Raw genomic sequence first — 17462 nt, 5'->3', positions numbered from 1 at the left:
TGTTATTCTACTTTTTGATCTTCTTCTACAGCAGCAGAATCTGCTTTTGCTTTATATTGAATACTGGATTTTGTTTTAGCAGCAGATGATTTTTTAGTCGCTTTATTGTCTTTAGGTGTCTCCTTTGACTGCGATTCTTTATTTTCATCTTTTAATAGGCTATTTCCAACCTCTTCATCAGGATGGGGAATTACATGCGCTGACACTAATTCTCCAACGCGAGCCGCTTCTTCTTTTCCCATATCTACAGCTGCTTGTACTGCACTAACATCACCTTCAACTAACACTGTTACAAGGGCTGCATCCACTTTTTCTTGCTTCACTAAGCGGACATCAGCTGATTTTAACATCGCATCCGCTGCGACGATTGAACCTATTAAGCCTCTTGTTTCAATCATGCCAAGAGCTTTAGCCATTCTCTCCACCTCTTTCTATATCAACAGAATCTATAATCCCGATAATAATTGCATCAATGGGTAATGGAGTGTCGGATGCCATATGTGCTGCGGCACTTCCTTGAGTAACCATTACCTTATCACCAATCCCGGCTCCAATACGATCAACTGCAATAAAAGAAGAGTCGTTATTCGATTTATTTAAAAGTTCAGGTTGAACAACTAAAAACTTTAAACCGCGTAAGTTATCTTCTTTTCTTGTTGCCCAGACGTTGCCAATTACTGTCCCTATTTTCATAAAACATCCGCTCCCTCTACGTCTATCACGCAAATTTCTTTTCCTAATTCTCTTGCTGTATCGCGCGCTAAAGGAGTGATAATCGTTTTAGGTGAAACAGTAATTTTTTCTTCTTCTACTAATTTCACATGTCTTTGGGTTAGCACTCGTTCTGTAAATGATACAGAATGTCTGTTTAAGCCTGATTGCAAAAATCTCTCAAATGATTGGATTTTTACTCCAAAGCTTTCTAATGTATTTTTATAAGCGATTAAATGTGCTGCATACTTATTGTTTACTGTTTTTTTTTGATTACTGGATAGCAAAACGTTTCCTAAAGTTACAGAAGGAATGAGTGAAACAGAAATTCCTTCTAGCAAAGCCTCAGCTAAAAGATAACTTTCTAGTGTATCTGTCATACCAAGAGCCCCTTTTACTAGCAGGTCCTGCTTTGCTTCTGCAAATAAAATACCTTGTATATCTTTTGGAAGGTTTTCTTTTTGGTCATCGCTGTAAACCAGTGTCCAGCTTGTTTCTAACTTTTTGATTTGAATTAGATCAATTTCCGCCAACTCTTTCACGATCAGCAGCTTTGGCTTTACATTTAGGTGCTGCTTGTCTGATTTATCTAATCGTTTTAAAACTTCTACTACAATTTGTTCAATCAGAGCATGATTGTTCATAAAGCTTCCTCGTATAGAGAAAGAATCCCTGTAGCTCCAGTAGAAATTAGCCCAGCATTCGCTTCATCTGTATCAATATGCATTTCAAGCTTAAACTTTGGCGAAACTCGAATTAATACACGTTCGAGCGTAGTAGGTCTTTCTCCTTGAGCGGTAATGCGAACACACTGACCATTTTTCACACCATAAGCTTCAGCATCATCCGGCGTCATATGAATATGAGCTCGTGCAATGATTAAGCCTTCTTTCTTGTAGATGCTACCCTTTGGTCCAACTAATGTAATCGCTTCTGAATTCTTTATATCTCCAGACTCACGTAGTGGAGGAACAGAACCAAGTTTAATTGAATCTGTTTTACTGACCTCCACTTGAGTTATACTCCTTGCTGGACCAAGGACTCGCACCTTTTCGATGCTTCCTTTAGGTCCCACAATGGTAACTGTTTCATTAGCTGCAAATTGCCCAGGCTGAGACAGGTCTGATTTTTTTGTTAGCTCATACCCTGCTCCAAAAAGAGCTTCTACATCTTCTATACTTAAGTGACAGTGTCTAGCAGATACAGCCATTGGGACTGTATTGCTTTGCTTGGTTGTTTGACTTAGCTGCTGAACAACCTCTGCTACAATCGATTGAATGGCCTGCTTATTCATGCGCTATGCTCCTAACTTTTTAAGCTTATAGTTCACTATCAATTTTTGGTAAAATACTTTCTAATTCATTGTGTGGGCGTGGGATAACATGAACGGAAATAAGTTCTCCAACACGCTGTGCAGCTGCAGCACCAGAATCTGTCGCTGCTTTTACCGCGCCTACGTCACCGCGTACTAAAACCGTTACAATTCCTCCACCTACGTGAACTTTACCAACTAAATGTACGTTTGCTGCTTTTACCATTGCGTCTGCTGCCTCTACTGATGCTACTAATCCTTTTGTTTCAATCATTCCTAATGCTGTTAGTTCTCTTGCCATTTTTAATTCCCCCTAATTAGTTTGTTTGATATTTTTGAAGTGCTTGATTAACCATTTCAGAAATTGCTGCCGAATCAATCGGTCCCTGTGGCTTTAATTGATTCATAACTTCGTTGACAATTTCCTGTACGTCTTGATGATCTTTTGTATCTGACGAAGCAGAGGTAGAAGATAGAGATGGTTTCGGAATTGTTACCTCTTTTGTGCCGTAAGCCATTCGCTTAATATTTAATAAATGGCGAGCGGTCACATTGTCTGACGTAATGTTGCCTCCAAACGAACCGCATCCTAGTGTAAAGGAAGGCTTAAGTCCAGTCGTACCACCCACAGCTCCTACTGACGAGAGTGTGTTGACCATCAGTCTCGAGATCGGCATTTCAAGAGCAAACGTTTTAGCTACAGCATCATCGTTTGTATGAAGCGATAAACTATGACCTCTTCCTCCAAGGTTTAATAAGCTTAAACATAATTCCCTTGCTTGTTCGTTGTTCTTAGCTGTATACAATGGGAAGATAGGTGCTAGCTTTTCAATCGAAAATGGTACATCCTTGGCCACCTTTGTTTCTTCAGCAACTAAGATGCGTGTATCAGAAGGTACTGTAATACCTGCCATTTCAGCAATTTTCACAGCACTTTGACCAACAATATTCGGATTAAGCTTCTTTGGAATCGGTGAAATCACTTTTTCCATCTTGGCTTTCTCTTCTGAATTTAAAAAGTAGGCTCCATTATTCTTTAATTCTCTAATAGCCATTTGTTGAATATTAAGATCGACAACAATTGCTTGCTCGGTTGCACAGATCGTGCCGTTGTCGAACGTTTTGCTATCGACAATCATTTTTACTGCTTGGTCAACCTTCGCAGTCTTTTCAATATATACAGGTACATTTCCTGGACCTACACCATAAGCTGGTTTCCCAGAACTATACGCTGCTCGAACGAGACCACTTCCACCTGTTGCTAGAATTAAGTTCACATCTTTATGCTTCATTAATTCATTGGTTGCTGCCATAGAAGGATTAGAAATCCAACCAATAATCCCTTCTGGAGCTCCTGCTTCAACTGCTGCACGGGAACAAATTTTAAGTGCTTCTACTGTACAGTTCATTGCCCGAGGATGAGGGCTGACCACTAGAGCATTTCTAGTTTTTAAACTAATTAATGTCTTGAAGATAGCCGTTGAAGTTGGGTTAGTTGTAGGAATAATTCCAGCAACAACTCCAAAAGGAGAGGCGACTTCTATCACTTTGTTCGCTCTATCTTCGTGAACAATACCTACTGTTTTTTCATTTTTAATTGATTCATAAACAGCTCTAGATCCTACCTCATTTTTGATTTTCTTATGTTCTGCAACACCCATTCGCGTTTCTTCCACTGCCATTTTCGCTAATTCCAATGCTTTAGAATAGGCTGCTTCGGCAACTTGTTCAACAATGCGATCTACTTGTTCTTGTGAAAAATTCAAGTATACCTGCTGTGCGGCTTTTGCCTTTTCCACTGCATCTCGCATCTCTTGCAAAGATTGAAGATCTTGATCAAACTGCATATCCAACAACTCCTTTCTACTGTCTATAAGCTTTTTAATAATGAACTGGATTTCTTGCAATGTCTAAAATAGCCTGGCGAAACGCATCAGCAGCTGCTTGACAGGCTGATTGAGATCCTGTTAAAAACCCACCGCCAAAATTTGTTTCAGAAGGAGGGGCAAAAAATTTCACAAGTTCTACATCAGCTGCTTTAAGCGCTACATCAAGTCCATACATAGCCTCTAGTGGAGGGGCAATTAAATAAGCTAGCGGTTCGCCAATATCGATTCCTGCTTCTTTAGAAAGATAAGAACCTGTTCTTGCCACCACATGTGCATACAGCGCGTGATTTTTCTCTTCATCTAACGCTTCAAAATAGGCATCTGATTTTGTCACTTGTAAAACAGCCTCAATACCAGCTTTAACTTCATCTGGACTTGGACCTGCTAATACCCCAATCATTTCACCTGATAGCGGACCTGACGCATGGGCAGCGCCAGCATAAAAGGAACGGGCATAAGCTACCTCAACGTCTGCTCTTTTAGTGGCTTCATCTAAAGCTGTATAGCCTACGTCATCAATACTTGATGTAAACATGGCTAAACTTCTATGGTAAGGCTGCAAGTTAAACTGTTGAACTAAGGCGTCATCCACATTTGGAATCACACGAACAGCTAAAATGTCAGCATGGATACGTGTTAAAGCCACTCTTATTCACCTCTATTGTTCTTTTTGAACAAGCGATACTCCGCTAGCTTCATATTTTAAAATTTTTTGAACCAATGTACCGAGATAAGCACCCGCTTCAACTGGAGGAATACCGCCTTTATGAATATTGGAAACCACCATTCTCTCAGCTTCAATCATTCCTTTTTTCGGTTCATAGCATAAATAGGCACTTAAAGATTCTGCGCTTATAAGTCCCGGGCGTTCTCCAATCAAAAGTACCACCACTTTTGGCGTCAGAAGTTCACCAATGTCGTCCATTACAGCAACTCGACCTTTTTCTATGTAAAACGGAACGCCGACATCTAAACCAGCGCTTTTTAAGGACTGTTGAAGAGATAGGTAAACATCTTCGACATTTTCTTCAATGGCCTTGGAGCTTAAACCATCAGAAACAATAATTTGAACAGTTGGTGATTTGGTACATCTCTCTTGAATGCACTTTTTTGCTTCGTCTGATAGCTTTCGTCCATAATCCGGCCGGCGAATGTATACTTCTTTATCCGTTACCTGAGTATTTACTTTAAATAAGTTCAGCCGTTTTAAAAGGTCGTCGTTCACATTGCCATACACAGCGTCAACGGCTGCTGCATGGTCATAGCGGAATTTCAGCCATGTTTCTGTTCGCGGACGTAAACCTGCTCTGCCAATCCCTATTCGGGCAGGTGTTTTTTGAATCAATGTATCTAATTCTTCTTGATTCACTGGGTTTTTAATACCCGGCACCTGCTGCTTTGGTTCAATGTTCTCTTCCTGCTGAATAGGCATTTTACTTTCAGGCAGAGATGCCGAATTATCTTCTTGAATATTCGGAAATTTAATTAATTCCTTTGCCGACTCTTCTTCTACCACTTCAGCTAGAGGCCCATTAGTTACCTTCGTATTGGCATTGGATGTGTGAGCCCAAAAAGCTACGCTGCTTTGACGTTCGTCAGTAGGAGAATTTTGTTCGAAACTAGATTGTTTTTCTAGCTTTTCAACAATGGATCGTGTAATTTTTTCAATCAATTCAGGATTCATCCTCTTTATCACCTACCTTGTAAAAATACTTGGATCTCCTGCGTATTTACCTAATTTCCCTTGTTCAAAAATCCCCATTTTCTCAAGCCATTCTGCAAATAAAGGAGAAGGCTGTTTCCCCATCGTTTGCCTTAAAGTCGCTACATCGTGGTAGCTCATTGATTGGTAGTTAAGCATACAATCATCACCCATTGGTGTTGCGATAATAAAATTAACACCTGCAGCTGTTAGCAATACACCCAGATCTTCAATATCATTTTGATCTGCTTTGATATGATTGGTGTAACAAATATCTACACCCATCGGAATTCCATGCATCTTTGCCATAAAATGATCTTCTAAGCCTGCGCGAATAACTTGTTTGTTGTTATATAAGTACTCAGGTCCAATAAAACCGACCACGGTATTTACAATGTAAGGGTCATAATGACGTGCAAACCCATAGTTACGCGACTCTAACGTTAGCTGATCCATTCCAAAATGTGCTTCAGCTGATAGCTCAGAACCTTGTCCTGTTTCAAAATATAAGCGTTGAGGCCCTGTTCCTGTTCCGTGACTTTTTGCTAATTGATTTGCCTCTTCTAGTAAGGCAGCGCTGATTCCAAATGAACGGTTAGCGGCTTCTGTTCCAGCAATACTTTGGAAAATCATATCCGCTGGTGCTCCTTGTTCAATGGCTTTCATCTGAGTCGTAACATGAGCTAAGACACAGTTTTGAGTTGGAATCTCCCAATCATTCATAAAATTTTTTGTGGCGTGGAGCAGTCGTTTTACACTTTCAACTGAATCATCTACAGGGTTAATACCAATAACAGCGTCTCCAATTCCGTAAGACAGCCCTTCTTTTAAAGAAGCAATCATACCCTCTACATTATCTGTAGGATGATTAGGCTGCAGTCTAGAAGCTAAGACTCCTTTTTGGCCAATAGTAATGTTGCATTTTGTTAAAATTTCAACCTTATTTGCGGCGTGAACTAAATCGAGGTTTGACATTAATTTTGCTACTGCAGCAATAATTTCACTATTTAACCCTCGACTAATCCTCTTTAAATCCTCACCCGTTGTTTCATCACTTAAGATATACTCTCTAAGCTCTGCTATGGACCAATTTTTCATTGCTTGATAGATAGGTTCATTTACTTCACTCTCAATAATTTGAGATACTTCATCTTCTTCAGGTGAGATCATTGGGTTTTCGCGAATATCAGCAAGTGTTAATTCACTAAGCACTTCCTTTGCTGCAATTCTTTCTTGAACGGTTTCTGCAGCTAAACCTGCCAGCCGGTCACCAGACTTTTCTTCATTTGCCTTAGCAAACAAATCTTTCAAATCAGAAAATTGATAGACAGCACCTAAATAATGTGTATGTAACTTCAACAGTGAAGCCCCCTTTCTTATGAATGGAACGTAAGGGTTTTGACTACTACCGGTACCACACTTGTTTGCAGCAATTGGCCAATATCTAAGTAGTCACCGTGTTCCACCTTAATTTGATCAATACAAATAATGCTTTGCGACGAATCTTGAGCAACAAGCGTTTGACCCAATACCTTGGCATGATCGCTCTCAAGAACAATAATCAGCGGCTGATCTCTTTTGTTTTTTTGTTTCACCGCTTCTAGCAGACCTTTTGCTAATTGCTGAATATCTCGAAATCCTACGTACGGAAGCCCAGATAAGTACAAGGCAAAATTTTGCCCCTCCTGCTGCGGGTCATGTATCTCAATTGCATCTTTTACAGCATCCTTTAAGTGATGAACACTTTTTTGAAACCCATCCTTAAACGAAATTTGATAAACGGGTATATTTCGTACAGGTAAATCTTTGCTTTCCACTTGAATCGTAGCTCCACTGATTTCAGTCGTTTGTGTACCAGCACCAAGAACGGTTGCGCGAACGGTTTCATCAGGCTTAATCCATGACCATCTCTTCAAACTCTGACTATCTCTTAAAGAGTCCGCAAGCATCATTCCTATGTCGTGGTAAGGAGCTTGTTCAAAATCTTTAGACTCATATTGATAGAGGCACTCACTGATTCCACCAGAAAACATAATGACATCAATTTCTTCTTTCCAATTTGGTTCATGACCTAAAAGCAGTACCTTGTCTTCTGCTGTCATGGTACGTGTTAGCATTCTACTAATCACATCGGCCATATAATTTGTTATATTCTTTATCTCTTCTTCCACCAGTACGTCACCTTTTACAAGAGTACTATTCCACCCTCTTAATAGATTTCTAACCGGTGGCGAAATGCTGCTGATTTTATCTTCCGAAAACTCTATCAGCCTGCCTCCTATATGCAGTGTGCAGGTTCCACACAGCCTTCCCATTCGATAGACTGCTACATTAGCGGTTCCCCCGCCAATATCTATATTGGCAATAGTTTTGCTCACTTTTTTAGAATATTGATAAGCTCCTGATCCTTTTGCTGCAATAATTCCCTCTAAATCAGGACCCGCAGTTGCAACTAAAAACTCCCCCGCATGATTTGATAGATGGTGAATCATTTCCTCGGCATTTTGCTTAGTTGCTGTTTCACCTGTAATAATCACGGCACCTGTTTTAATATCTTCAGAACCAACGTTTGCTTTATCATACTCATTTCTAACAAGCTTCTCTATTGCTTCAATATCGATTGTTGTTGATGTGAGAAGTGGTGTTCGATAAATTGGGCTGCGATGAATAATTTCTTTATCAATAATCTCAATACGCGGCAAGTGTGTTCCTCCTGCCATATTCATCAGAGAAAATTGGCTTAACACAATTTTGGTTGTGCTTGTTCCTATATCAATTCCTGCGCTGATAATCTCCTCTTTTAGCGGTTCGTATTGTTTCATATCCCTCCACCTCATCAACCTTCAATCAGCAAAAGGTTTTAGTCATTACTGATTGCTAATTAGTCGTGTTTTAGTCAAATAAAAAAGGCACCTCATACGAACTATCTCCTGAAAGATAGCTGTATAAGGCGCCTTTGCCCGTGTTTTTTTTGTATATTTAGAATATAACTGATTTTTTACAAAATGTAAAGGTTTTCATTAAAAAATAATATATTTCGATTTCCAGTTATCAGTATACTGTTTCATCTCTTGTAAAGACTGACACTGTACCAAAGCTCGAACCTCTTCAAGCCCTTCTTTGTTGCGGGAAGAAGTAACAACAATAGGACCATTTACAACTACTTGCCTTGCTTTTTTAATAGCTAAGCTCACATCAGCATCTTCCGCATCACTTTTTGTAATGACCCCAATAGCTAACTTATTAATGCCTGTACTAAAATTAGGTGGAAAGACTGTCTTTTTCTTTGTGGCGTCCTGCAAATATAACACATGTGTAACTTCAAGAGCGGTTGCCATAATATTTTTATAAAAAAAAGGATTTTCAACATATTCTCCAGGTGTATCAACGATCCAATCATAATAGATTAATGCTTGGGTTTTAACTGCTTCGACCGGCTTTCCAAGCAGAGCATTTGTTAATGTCGATTTGCCTGCACCAATTGAACCAATAAGCATGGCTCTGTTTTTTTTATGCATAACTCTCCCCTCCCTACTATACAATTAAGATTTTGTAATAATTGAAGGTGTGTAACCTAATGTTTCGGAGAGAAAACGATTGATTTCTCTCATTGCCATGTCTACTTCTGAAACGCTCCCCACAATAACAAGACTTCCTGTAAAACGATCTAAAAAACCTAATTGAACATGTGCAGCTTTTGTAGCCAAATCACCTGCAATGATAACCGTCTCACTTGGAGTTAATGTTAGAATGCCTAGAGCTCCTTCTTGCTGTATACCCAATTTTTCAAACATATCCGGATCTGGATTTGCAATTAAATGGCTTAATGTAATTTGTTTTCCCGGCACAAACTCTTGAATAAAACGCTTTTTTTCTTCACTCATAAAAAATTACCTCTCCCTTATCGTACAAATTCTATACAATGCTTACATCACTTGTGTCTTACTGCTTTTTTCTTCTACCTTTTCATTTTCTTCAGCTGCTGAACTTAAGTACTCGTCTTTTCCAATAATGCCTGCTTCGCGATCCTTCTTTTCTAGCTCCAAGGCTTTTGGAACAGATAGCCAATATGCTAAACCAATGCCTATTACACCTGCAGAGAACTTCCCGATAATAACTGGAAGAATTAATGTCGGCTGGAAATTGGCTGTAAAAGACAAATGATCTCCTAATAAGAATGCCGAGCAAACCGCAAACGAAATATTAATAACTTTGTCTTTTGGAGGCATACTGCGAATAAGCTTAAACATCGCTAAAATATTAGCAATTGTAGCTAAAATACCTGCACTTCCTTCTTTACTTAGTCCGAGTTTTTTCCCTACAGCTTCAAGCGGCTTTCCTGCATATTTTTGAAGCAAATAAACCATTGGAAATGCACCAGCAAGCATGATGCCAATATAACCTGCTGTTTCTAGCGCACGGAATTGATCCGTTTTATCAGCCATGATCGGATGAAATCCCCAGCTTCCAAATAAATGAGAGAATAGGCCCGTAAAAATTTCAACAATGGAGAAAACAAGAACTAGCTTAATTCCGGCATCCATAATACGCCCAAACCACATAAATCCTTTAATCATTAAATCTGGCAAGAAATATAGTCCTACCGCTAATAGCACAACAAATAATAAAAGTGGAGATAAGTTCAAAATAATTTTCAAATAACTTATCGTAAATTCGTATGTTGAATCACTTGTAGTTGAAATAATTTTACGCACATCAGAGTTGGTTACCATAATTAAAACACTTGAAATAAAAGCCCCAATTGGGATCGTTAACACACCTGACATGACGCCGAGCGCCATATATTTGTGGTCGCGTTTATCAAGCATGGCCAGTCCTACTGGAATTGAGAATACAATGGTTGCTCCGGCCATAAATCCTACTATCATGGCCATGACCCATCCTTCATACGACTCTTTTAATACGTGTGCTAATTGATATCCTCCCATATCCGTTGCTAAGATAGAGGTTGCAGCGATAGCAGGATCTGCCCCAATAGCTGAGAAAAAAGGACCGCATACCGTACTAATAAACCACGAAAGATATGGAGTTGCAGCCATGATACCAGCTGCTGGTATAAAAATGTACCCAATAGAATGCAAGCCCTCCATAAATTGCTTTCCTAACCCTTCATCACTGTTTCTAATCGCAGCAATAGCCCCACACACTGCACAAGTCATGATAATATAAATCACGATTTTCCCAATGATAACCACACCCAATTCCCCCTATATGATAATTTTTATTTAAATAGATAATAGTTTAACTATTTCTATCTATTTAAAGCGTATGAAGTAACCTGTTAAGAGCTTTGCTACTAGAGAAAGTTTAAAATTGTTCCCTTAAAAAAGACAAAAAGGTGCCAGGTGGTTTTTTATCACTTAAAACCACTAAGCACCTTTGCTCAAACTATTTACTTGTACAGTGAGGTTAAGTTCCATATTTCTCAATGATGTGTTTTGCTAACTTCTCTAGTGTAACCTGCTTTTTCATGCTAATCGTCCGCATTTTTTTGAAAGCACGATCTTCTGTTAAATTATATTTATCCATTAAAATTCCTTTTGCTTTTTCAACAATTTTTCGTTTCTTCAGTTCATTATTCATTTCCTGAACTTTTTGCTCATACATTTTTGCATTTTCTGCTTGCTGTAGAGCGATTTCAACTGCTGGAATTAAATTTGATTCAGCTATCGGTTTTACTAAATAGCCTACTATATTCGCTTTTTTTGCTTTATCAATAAACTCCCTCTGGCTGTATGCTGTCAACAGCAGAATAGGAATATTATATTTATTTGAAATAATTTCACTTGCTTTCAGTCCATTTAACTTAGGCATTTTTATATCCATAATAATCAGATCTGGCTTTAGTGCAAAAGCTAATTCAACCGCTTTTTCTCCATCTCCAGCTTCTCCTACTATTTCATAACCATTATCAGAGAGCATCATTGATAAATCTAGTCGTACAATTGACTCATCTTCAACAATCATAATTCGTTTAGTCACGGTGTCCGCCTCTTTCTAATGGGAACCTAGCTGATGCCATGGTGCCATTTGCAGTTCTCTCAATCGAAAATTGACCAGATAAATCGTGAGTGACCATCATGGTAACTATATCTAATCCTAAAGATGGTTTGGCTTCTTTTGAGTACCCAATACCATTATCTTTAATTGTAACCTCTATCTCGCAGTTATTCTGTTGAAAAGAAACGTGAACCTTACCTTCTTCTCTTCCCTTAAACGCGTGTTTCATACAGTTTTGAATGAGCTCATTAATAATTAATGCTATGGAGACAGCTTTATCCGACTCTGTAAAAAGCTGAGTGCCCGAATATTCAATTGAAATATTTTTATTTTCATCCGTAGAGCTATACACTAGCATATTACCAATTTTCTCAATCAAACTAAGAATATCTACATTGTCTACACTAGAGTTGGAAAGAATAATCTCGTACACAGAAGCGATACTTAGAATCCGGTTAAGACTCTCGACAAAATGAGCCTTGCTTTCTTCAGGAAGGCCCCTTCTCATCTGAAGCCTTAATAAAATCGCAATAGTCTGTAAATTATTTTTGACGCGATGATGAATTTCTTGAATCATAACTGATTTGACAACAAGTTCTCTTTCTCGCTCTCTAAGTTCAGTCATATCTCGAAATGTAATAAAAGCGCCATTCGTTGGATTTTCTTGTTTTAAACTAACTTTTTTGACTTGAAATACCTTATTTAAGATGGTCACTTCATGCATAAACAACTTTTCTGGATGATAAAATAACTCTTCTAAACAAGGAAAATATTCGATGATTTGATTGCCTGTCTTACATTCTGAGGAACAGACTTCAGAAACCAAATTAAAAGCAGCAGAATTAAAATATAGAATGTTTAAATTAGGATCAATAAAGAAAAGTGCCTCTCCAATAAACTCTGGAATAAGCGAAGCATTTTCTGTTATCTCCATTAAAATTTCGCTTAACGTATCATTTGTATTTGATAACGTTTTCATTTTTTCTTGACGTTCAACTACTTCACTGATATCTTTCTCCATAATCAATGTAGCAATTACACGATTATTAAATCCTTTAATAGGAACCACACTTTGTTCTACCGTTTTTCCTTCTTGTGTTAAGGCACGATTTAAAGACATCGGTTTTCCATTTCGCAGCGTGTAAAATACTGCTGGTTCAAACGCTTCGTACACAAATTTCCCTGCGACTGGACGTTCATAAACTGACGGTGCAGTTTCTGGTGCAGCTTCTGCCACTACAACTGCATGCTGTCCTTCTTTTGTTAAACAATCGATAAACACATTTGCTCGGTTTAAATCAGCAATAAGCGGCAAATTTTTAGCAACTTCATCAATCTTTTGAATATCGACTTCTGCTAGATTTGTATGAAGCCTGCATAAAGAATTTAAGGATAAGGTATGAGTCATATGTANAAAAAAATGGAATTTTATGAAGTCTAAACTTATTTTAAGATAAGTAAAAAGTTAAGACAAAACTAAAAGACATAAGCCTCTCCTAATACTAAACTCGTATCCTATAAGCTTCCTGAAGAACTGATAAAAGCGATTACTCATACTTATCCAACACATCAAATAAACATATACAGAATAATACCTCTCATGAGATTCGAAAGGAGAAATCACCTTTGACAAAATATCGGATTATGACCTTTGATGGAGGCGGTACTTTAGGTGCTTTAAGTTTACAGCTTTTGAATAGATTGGCTTATCAAAACCCAAAGTTAATTAGTGAAACCGATGTTTTTTCAGGAAATTCGATTGGTTCATTTACTGCTCTTGCATTAGCAAGCGGAAGATCACCAGAAGAGACGTTTCAGTTTTTCAAAGATCACATCTTACCGGCGTTCAGCGTTTCCCGACCGGGCGGACCTGTCTTTAACCAGCAACTACCCTATTCTGGCTTTATTAAAGCCATACGAACATTTTTCCCCCGGGACCTTCGCCTTAGAGACTTAAAGAAACGAATTGTTGTGCCTGCATTCCACTTATTTTCACCGGAGCTGAATCGTTGGAATCCTGTGTTATTTCATAATTTTCCTGGCTCTCCCTATCTTAATGAAAAAGCAAGTGACGTAATACTTAGGAGCAGCGCTGCCCCCGCAACGCAAAGAGCTTATCAAAACTACGTAGATGGTTATACAGTGGCAACTAACGCAAGTACAGCTAGTATCGCGTTTGCAGTAGGGAAAGCAAAACAGCCGTTGGATCAAATTGCCGTATTATCCATTGGAACAGGTGAACAGCCAACTCAATTAAGAAGAGATACAAAGGGATGGGGAATGGTGAGTGCCGATAACATACGCCCTGAAGATATAGAGGACCTGCCGCCAAATTGGGGAGTCCTTTTAGACCGGTCTCCTAATGAACCGTTGCTGCCGTTTCTTCAGATTATCTCCGGTGGATCAAGCTACTACGAGTCAATGGTCAGCTCTGAGCTTTTAGGCGATCAGTTTTTCCGGTTAAATCCGCGGATTCCTAATTTCTCTAAAACAGATCCTTCTGTAGTGCCCGCTCTCATTTCAATTGCTAATAAAACGAATTTACGGCCTGTATTTCATTTCATTGAAAAAAACTGGAAGTGTTAATGTTTTTTGAGAAGAGTATTGAAATAGGGAATTTGTTGTTTTATAAACACAAATTCCTCTTTTAGATAAACCCTTATACTCCTGCTCGTTTATTCTAATTCGTGAGTATCCGTTTGGTACCGCTTTTTCGTAACATCGTTCTTCCTCCGTTTATATGTTCTTTACTATATTTTAAATGACACCAATATATGTAAATTACTTTCTCTGTATAAACATACCAAACTATCATTTACAAAAATCAGTTTATATCACTTGCTTGATATCGAGCAGGACCTCTAAACACCTCTCTAACATGCCATCCAAGAAAATCTTCACTCGGCTGGTATGCCGGATGAATCGGATCTCTAAGCTTTTGTCCGTGAAACTTCATAAGCCACTCTTCAAATCCATTTGTTCCATGTGCTTGGGTGGCCACTAACAGCTCATTATGATCTGAAAAAGTAAAAACTCCCCGATCAAATAATTTGTGATGCATCGAACATAACGCGATGCCGTTGCTTTCAATATCTGGTCCTCCCGCTTGATGCCACTTAATATGAGCAGCCTCCACGCCAACTAAATTATGCCCAAGACGAACGTTAAACCCACAAACAGCGCAGCTATATCCGTAAGCTTGAAGAATTTTCTCTCGAAACTTTGGATCTCTTTTTCTCTTTAACTGTGTTTCAAAATCCAAGCCTACGGCTCTTAATATATCTTCATGGATCGTATCCGGAAAATGCTCATTTAATAAAAATTGCGCTGCATCTTGAAGCAGCGTAGGATCATTTGCAAAAAGGTTATAAACATCCTGTCTAAAACCGCCTACTATATTTGTACTCATCAAATATTTATCCGTAAAGCTACGCTTATCAACATCTTCATTTAGCTCCCATATTCCATCTCCTGTCAAACGAACAAAAGGATGCTCCGGATGATAGGAACTCCGAGAAGGTCCAAACTCCATAAGCAGCTCTTTTAAAGGAATTTCCACCTCGCTATATGGCAGGTGCATTTGCTGCTTTGCTTGCATCTGACCTAAAGCATACAGTATTAGTAATGGTTTGTGCGGAGCTCTTTGATCTCTTTTTTTCCAGATGTTTAAGTTCTTTATTTTTTGAAGTACTTCTTCTCTGTTCATGTTTATTTTCAGCTCCTAACTCTATCATTTGAATGAAACAAGTCCATTCGACACTACTTTTTATAACACGTTAAATAATGCTATATTGCTAACTTCAATATAATATATAAATTGAATATATTAAACTTTTTAGAAGACCAGATGCGGTTTCCTCATAAAAATTTGAAATACATCTAACCTGCACTCTCTACTTAGTTTTATTTGTAGTAAACTCGACAAAGTAAAAACTTAGAGTTCTTTTTTACCTACTAACCTTTCAATCAACGGTAAAAAAGACTCACAATTGTGAGCCTTTTCCGTTAAACACTTAGCTATTTATACAAAATAGATTTTCATTAATCGATTAACCAGTACCTCATGACGCTTCTCACACTCTGAAATAGTCCATTCTGATATAGGTTTTAACTCTTTAGTTAGTTCAAAGTCGGTGATACCATTTGAAAAATATTTATCCAACTTAAATTGAAAATCTTTGTTATTCGCAGATGAATTTTTCTTCCTACTCAATAAAACTAAGTTACCTAATTTATGAGTCCAAATTTTTCGATCTTCTTGAGCGAAAGCACCTTCCCAAGCGCTTTCTTTCGGAGGATTCTGAGGCAAGATGTGTTCAACGCTGATTACTCCGCTATAAGCCTTTTTAATTGTAGCATTTTCACTTAAGCTCATATCTAAGCGTAGCAATAAATATTTTGCAAATTTTTTCCGATAAAAATCTTGTACATTAATATTATATGTAAAATCAGAAAGACTGTTTTCTGTGTTAAAAATATCAGATGTTATAACTTCTTCTACTGATAAAGCCATATCAATTGATTGAATCATCTTAACTGTTTCCGTAACACGTGCAGTAGGTGATAACCCTTTAACCCAGCTAGTCACAAATTTCTTTTCTAGCAATTGTAGAAATGGATATACTTGCTCATTATCATTAAATTTTTGAACAAAATGAATGAATACAGGAATCCAATCAGATCCAGGAATGAAGTCTCGCATTAACGTTAGCAAACCATAATACTTTGCTTTTACATCTGTATCTCTACTAGCCAGCTCTGCATTTAATACTTTTTCACGATAAATCTCAGCAAATTCTTTTACATATTCAATAAAATTCTTTCCTTTAAAATCAGAATTCTGTTTGAATACTTTTTCATTATACTCTTCTTGAATCGTTTTCTTAGCTTTTTCTTTTACGTAAATTAGTCGAATAAAACCAAGAAGTTTCTCCAATTCTTCACGACCTAGTTCTTCCTCCATTGTTTCCCAAACATTTTGGTAGTAATGGCGCTCTGTATCATTTACCGCCTCCAAGTTCATGCTTTTCAATAAATCGGCATTACTTAACGGCATACCCCGATCATTTAATACAGAAAATAAGCGAAAAGCAGATGTAAACGTACCAGTTTTCACATAGACAAACATACAATTATTTAAAACAAAAACAACCATTTTGTTTAATAACTCTTCATCCACTAAACCTGTAGCTTCATCTTTAAATTTATCTTTGAACCGCTGAATAGCCTTGCTCATTCTTTCTTGTGACTCTGTGACAAATGAGGATCCCGGCTGTGATGTGCCGCCTTCTTCTAGAATATGTTTTTTAAAATACGCAAAATCCCGGTCTCTTACTTTTAAACGAAAGGTTTCAGGTTTATCTTCAAAAATATCAGCTTCTTGATAAATTTTTGATTGAAGTGTAGTTTTAGCTTTTGGAGATGTAATTAAATCTCGCATTACAGCTAATAAAATTGTTAAGGTTGTTAAGCGCTGCTGTCCATCTACAACGTCATAAAGGCCGCTATCATCACTTTTTTGAGAGATTACTTGTAAAATTACACTCCCTAGAAAGTAACTATTTTCTCCATCTTCCATTGCTTCTCGAATATCATCAAACAGCTGATCAAGCTGGTCTTTTTCCCATGAATATTGACGTTGATACCCTGGAATTTGAAAAGCAAACTTAGAACCAAATAAATCCTTAAATAAAATTTCTTTTGCTTCAATTTTTGTGTCAATTACTGTTGTCATGTTATCCTCCAAAATATTAATTATATAGAATGTCAATATACCTAAAATTATTATAATACAAACAACTTGAACATGAGGGGATATTGACTAGAG

The 17462-nt window shown here is 37.8% G+C and carries 18 protein-coding genes; 1 reads left to right on the top strand and 17 read right to left on the bottom strand.

Annotation, left to right across the window (positions count from 1 at the left end):
• Positions 1 to 2: 2 nt before the first annotated feature.
• The 15 genes from ACFX4W_RS15145 to ACFX4W_RS15075 form a co-directional block, all read right to left on the bottom strand.
• Positions 3 to 416: a BMC domain-containing protein gene (locus ACFX4W_RS15145; protein WP_013084349.1), complete on the bottom strand. Its 414-nt coding sequence runs from the start codon at positions 414 to 416 to the stop codon at positions 3 to 5.
• On the bottom strand, positions 409 to 693 hold the full coding sequence (locus tag ACFX4W_RS15140) for a EutN/CcmL family microcompartment protein (RefSeq protein ID WP_013058362.1): 285 nt from the start codon (positions 691 to 693) through the stop codon (positions 409 to 411). Before ACFX4W_RS15140 ends, ACFX4W_RS15145 begins: the two co-directional genes overlap by 8 nt.
• The gene (locus ACFX4W_RS15135; RefSeq protein WP_043978258.1) at positions 690 to 1355 is read right to left on the bottom strand and encodes a hypothetical protein; all 666 of its coding nucleotides are present in this window, start codon (positions 1353 to 1355) and stop codon (positions 690 to 692) included. The genes ACFX4W_RS15140 and ACFX4W_RS15135 overlap by 4 nt, the downstream gene beginning before the upstream one ends.
• Positions 1352 to 2005: a phosphate propanoyltransferase gene (locus ACFX4W_RS15130; RefSeq protein ID WP_043978256.1), complete on the bottom strand. Its 654-nt coding sequence runs from the start codon at positions 2003 to 2005 to the stop codon at positions 1352 to 1354. The genes ACFX4W_RS15135 and ACFX4W_RS15130 overlap by 4 nt, the downstream gene beginning before the upstream one ends.
• A 25-nt stretch (positions 2006 to 2030) precedes the next feature.
• The gene (eutM, locus tag ACFX4W_RS15125; protein ID WP_013058365.1) at positions 2031 to 2324 is read right to left on the bottom strand and encodes an ethanolamine utilization microcompartment protein EutM; all 294 of its coding nucleotides are present in this window, start codon (positions 2322 to 2324) and stop codon (positions 2031 to 2033) included.
• Between the two features lie 16 nt (positions 2325 to 2340).
• Positions 2341 to 3870, bottom strand: coding sequence for an acetaldehyde dehydrogenase (acetylating) (locus tag ACFX4W_RS15120; protein ID WP_080781590.1), 1530 nt, complete (start codon positions 3868 to 3870; stop codon positions 2341 to 2343).
• A 34-nt stretch (positions 3871 to 3904) separates the two neighbouring features.
• Entirely contained in the window at positions 3905 to 4558 is a 654-nt protein-coding gene (gene eutL / locus ACFX4W_RS15115; RefSeq protein ID WP_043978254.1) for an ethanolamine utilization microcompartment protein EutL, read from the bottom strand.
• 12 nt (positions 4559 to 4570) lie between these two features.
• Positions 4571 to 5596, bottom strand: a complete 1026-nt coding sequence (eutC, locus tag ACFX4W_RS15110; RefSeq protein WP_043978252.1) for an ethanolamine ammonia-lyase subunit EutC — start codon at positions 5594 to 5596, stop codon at positions 4571 to 4573.
• Between the two features lie 12 nt (positions 5597 to 5608).
• Entirely contained in the window at positions 5609 to 6973 is a 1365-nt protein-coding gene (locus ACFX4W_RS15105; protein WP_043978250.1) for an ethanolamine ammonia-lyase subunit EutB, read from the bottom strand.
• Between the two features lie 17 nt (positions 6974 to 6990).
• Complete coding sequence (locus tag ACFX4W_RS15100) at positions 6991 to 8436, bottom strand: ethanolamine ammonia-lyase reactivating factor EutA (protein ID WP_043978249.1); 1446 nt, start codon at positions 8434 to 8436, stop codon at positions 6991 to 6993.
• 198 nt (positions 8437 to 8634) lie between these two features.
• The gene (locus ACFX4W_RS15095; RefSeq protein WP_043978247.1) at positions 8635 to 9132 is read right to left on the bottom strand and encodes a EutP/PduV family microcompartment system protein; all 498 of its coding nucleotides are present in this window, start codon (positions 9130 to 9132) and stop codon (positions 8635 to 8637) included.
• A 24-nt stretch (positions 9133 to 9156) separates the two neighbouring features.
• Positions 9157 to 9498, bottom strand: coding sequence for an ethanolamine utilization microcompartment protein EutS (gene eutS / locus ACFX4W_RS15090; protein WP_013058372.1), 342 nt, complete (start codon positions 9496 to 9498; stop codon positions 9157 to 9159).
• A gap of 42 nt (positions 9499 to 9540) precedes the next feature.
• Complete coding sequence (gene eutH / locus ACFX4W_RS15085) at positions 9541 to 10830, bottom strand: ethanolamine utilization protein EutH (protein ID WP_080781589.1); 1290 nt, start codon at positions 10828 to 10830, stop codon at positions 9541 to 9543.
• A gap of 214 nt (positions 10831 to 11044) precedes the next feature.
• A complete protein-coding gene (locus tag ACFX4W_RS15080) occupies positions 11045 to 11617 on the bottom strand; it encodes an ANTAR domain-containing response regulator (protein ID WP_013058374.1) in 573 nt (190 codons plus the stop codon).
• Complete coding sequence (locus ACFX4W_RS15075) at positions 11610 to 13043, bottom strand: histidine kinase N-terminal domain-containing protein (RefSeq protein ID WP_377559724.1); 1434 nt, start codon at positions 13041 to 13043, stop codon at positions 11610 to 11612. Before ACFX4W_RS15075 ends, ACFX4W_RS15080 begins: the two co-directional genes overlap by 8 nt.
• A 218-nt stretch (positions 13044 to 13261) precedes the next feature.
• Between ACFX4W_RS15075 and ACFX4W_RS15070 the strand changes: the two genes are divergently transcribed.
• Entirely contained in the window at positions 13262 to 14221 is a 960-nt protein-coding gene (locus ACFX4W_RS15070; RefSeq protein WP_377559722.1) for a patatin-like phospholipase family protein, read from the top strand.
• 238 nt (positions 14222 to 14459) lie between these two features.
• On the opposite strand, the gene ACFX4W_RS15065 is transcribed toward ACFX4W_RS15070, so the two are convergent.
• Together ACFX4W_RS15065 and ACFX4W_RS15060 are read right to left on the bottom strand one after the other, a co-directional pair.
• Positions 14460 to 15341: a phosphorothioated DNA-binding restriction endonuclease gene (locus ACFX4W_RS15065; RefSeq protein ID WP_377559721.1), complete on the bottom strand. Its 882-nt coding sequence runs from the start codon at positions 15339 to 15341 to the stop codon at positions 14460 to 14462.
• 315 nt (positions 15342 to 15656) lie between these two features.
• On the bottom strand, positions 15657 to 17369 hold the full coding sequence (locus ACFX4W_RS15060; protein WP_377559719.1) for a DUF262 domain-containing protein: 1713 nt from the start codon (positions 17367 to 17369) through the stop codon (positions 15657 to 15659).
• Between the last annotated feature and the right edge of the window lie 93 nt (positions 17370 to 17462).

Source organism: Priestia sp. YIM B13489 (genome assembly GCF_042787645.1).
Taxonomy (GTDB): domain Bacteria; phylum Bacillota; class Bacilli; order Bacillales; family Bacillaceae_H; genus Priestia; species Priestia megaterium.
This window is presented reverse-complemented; position numbering and strand designations above follow the sequence as displayed.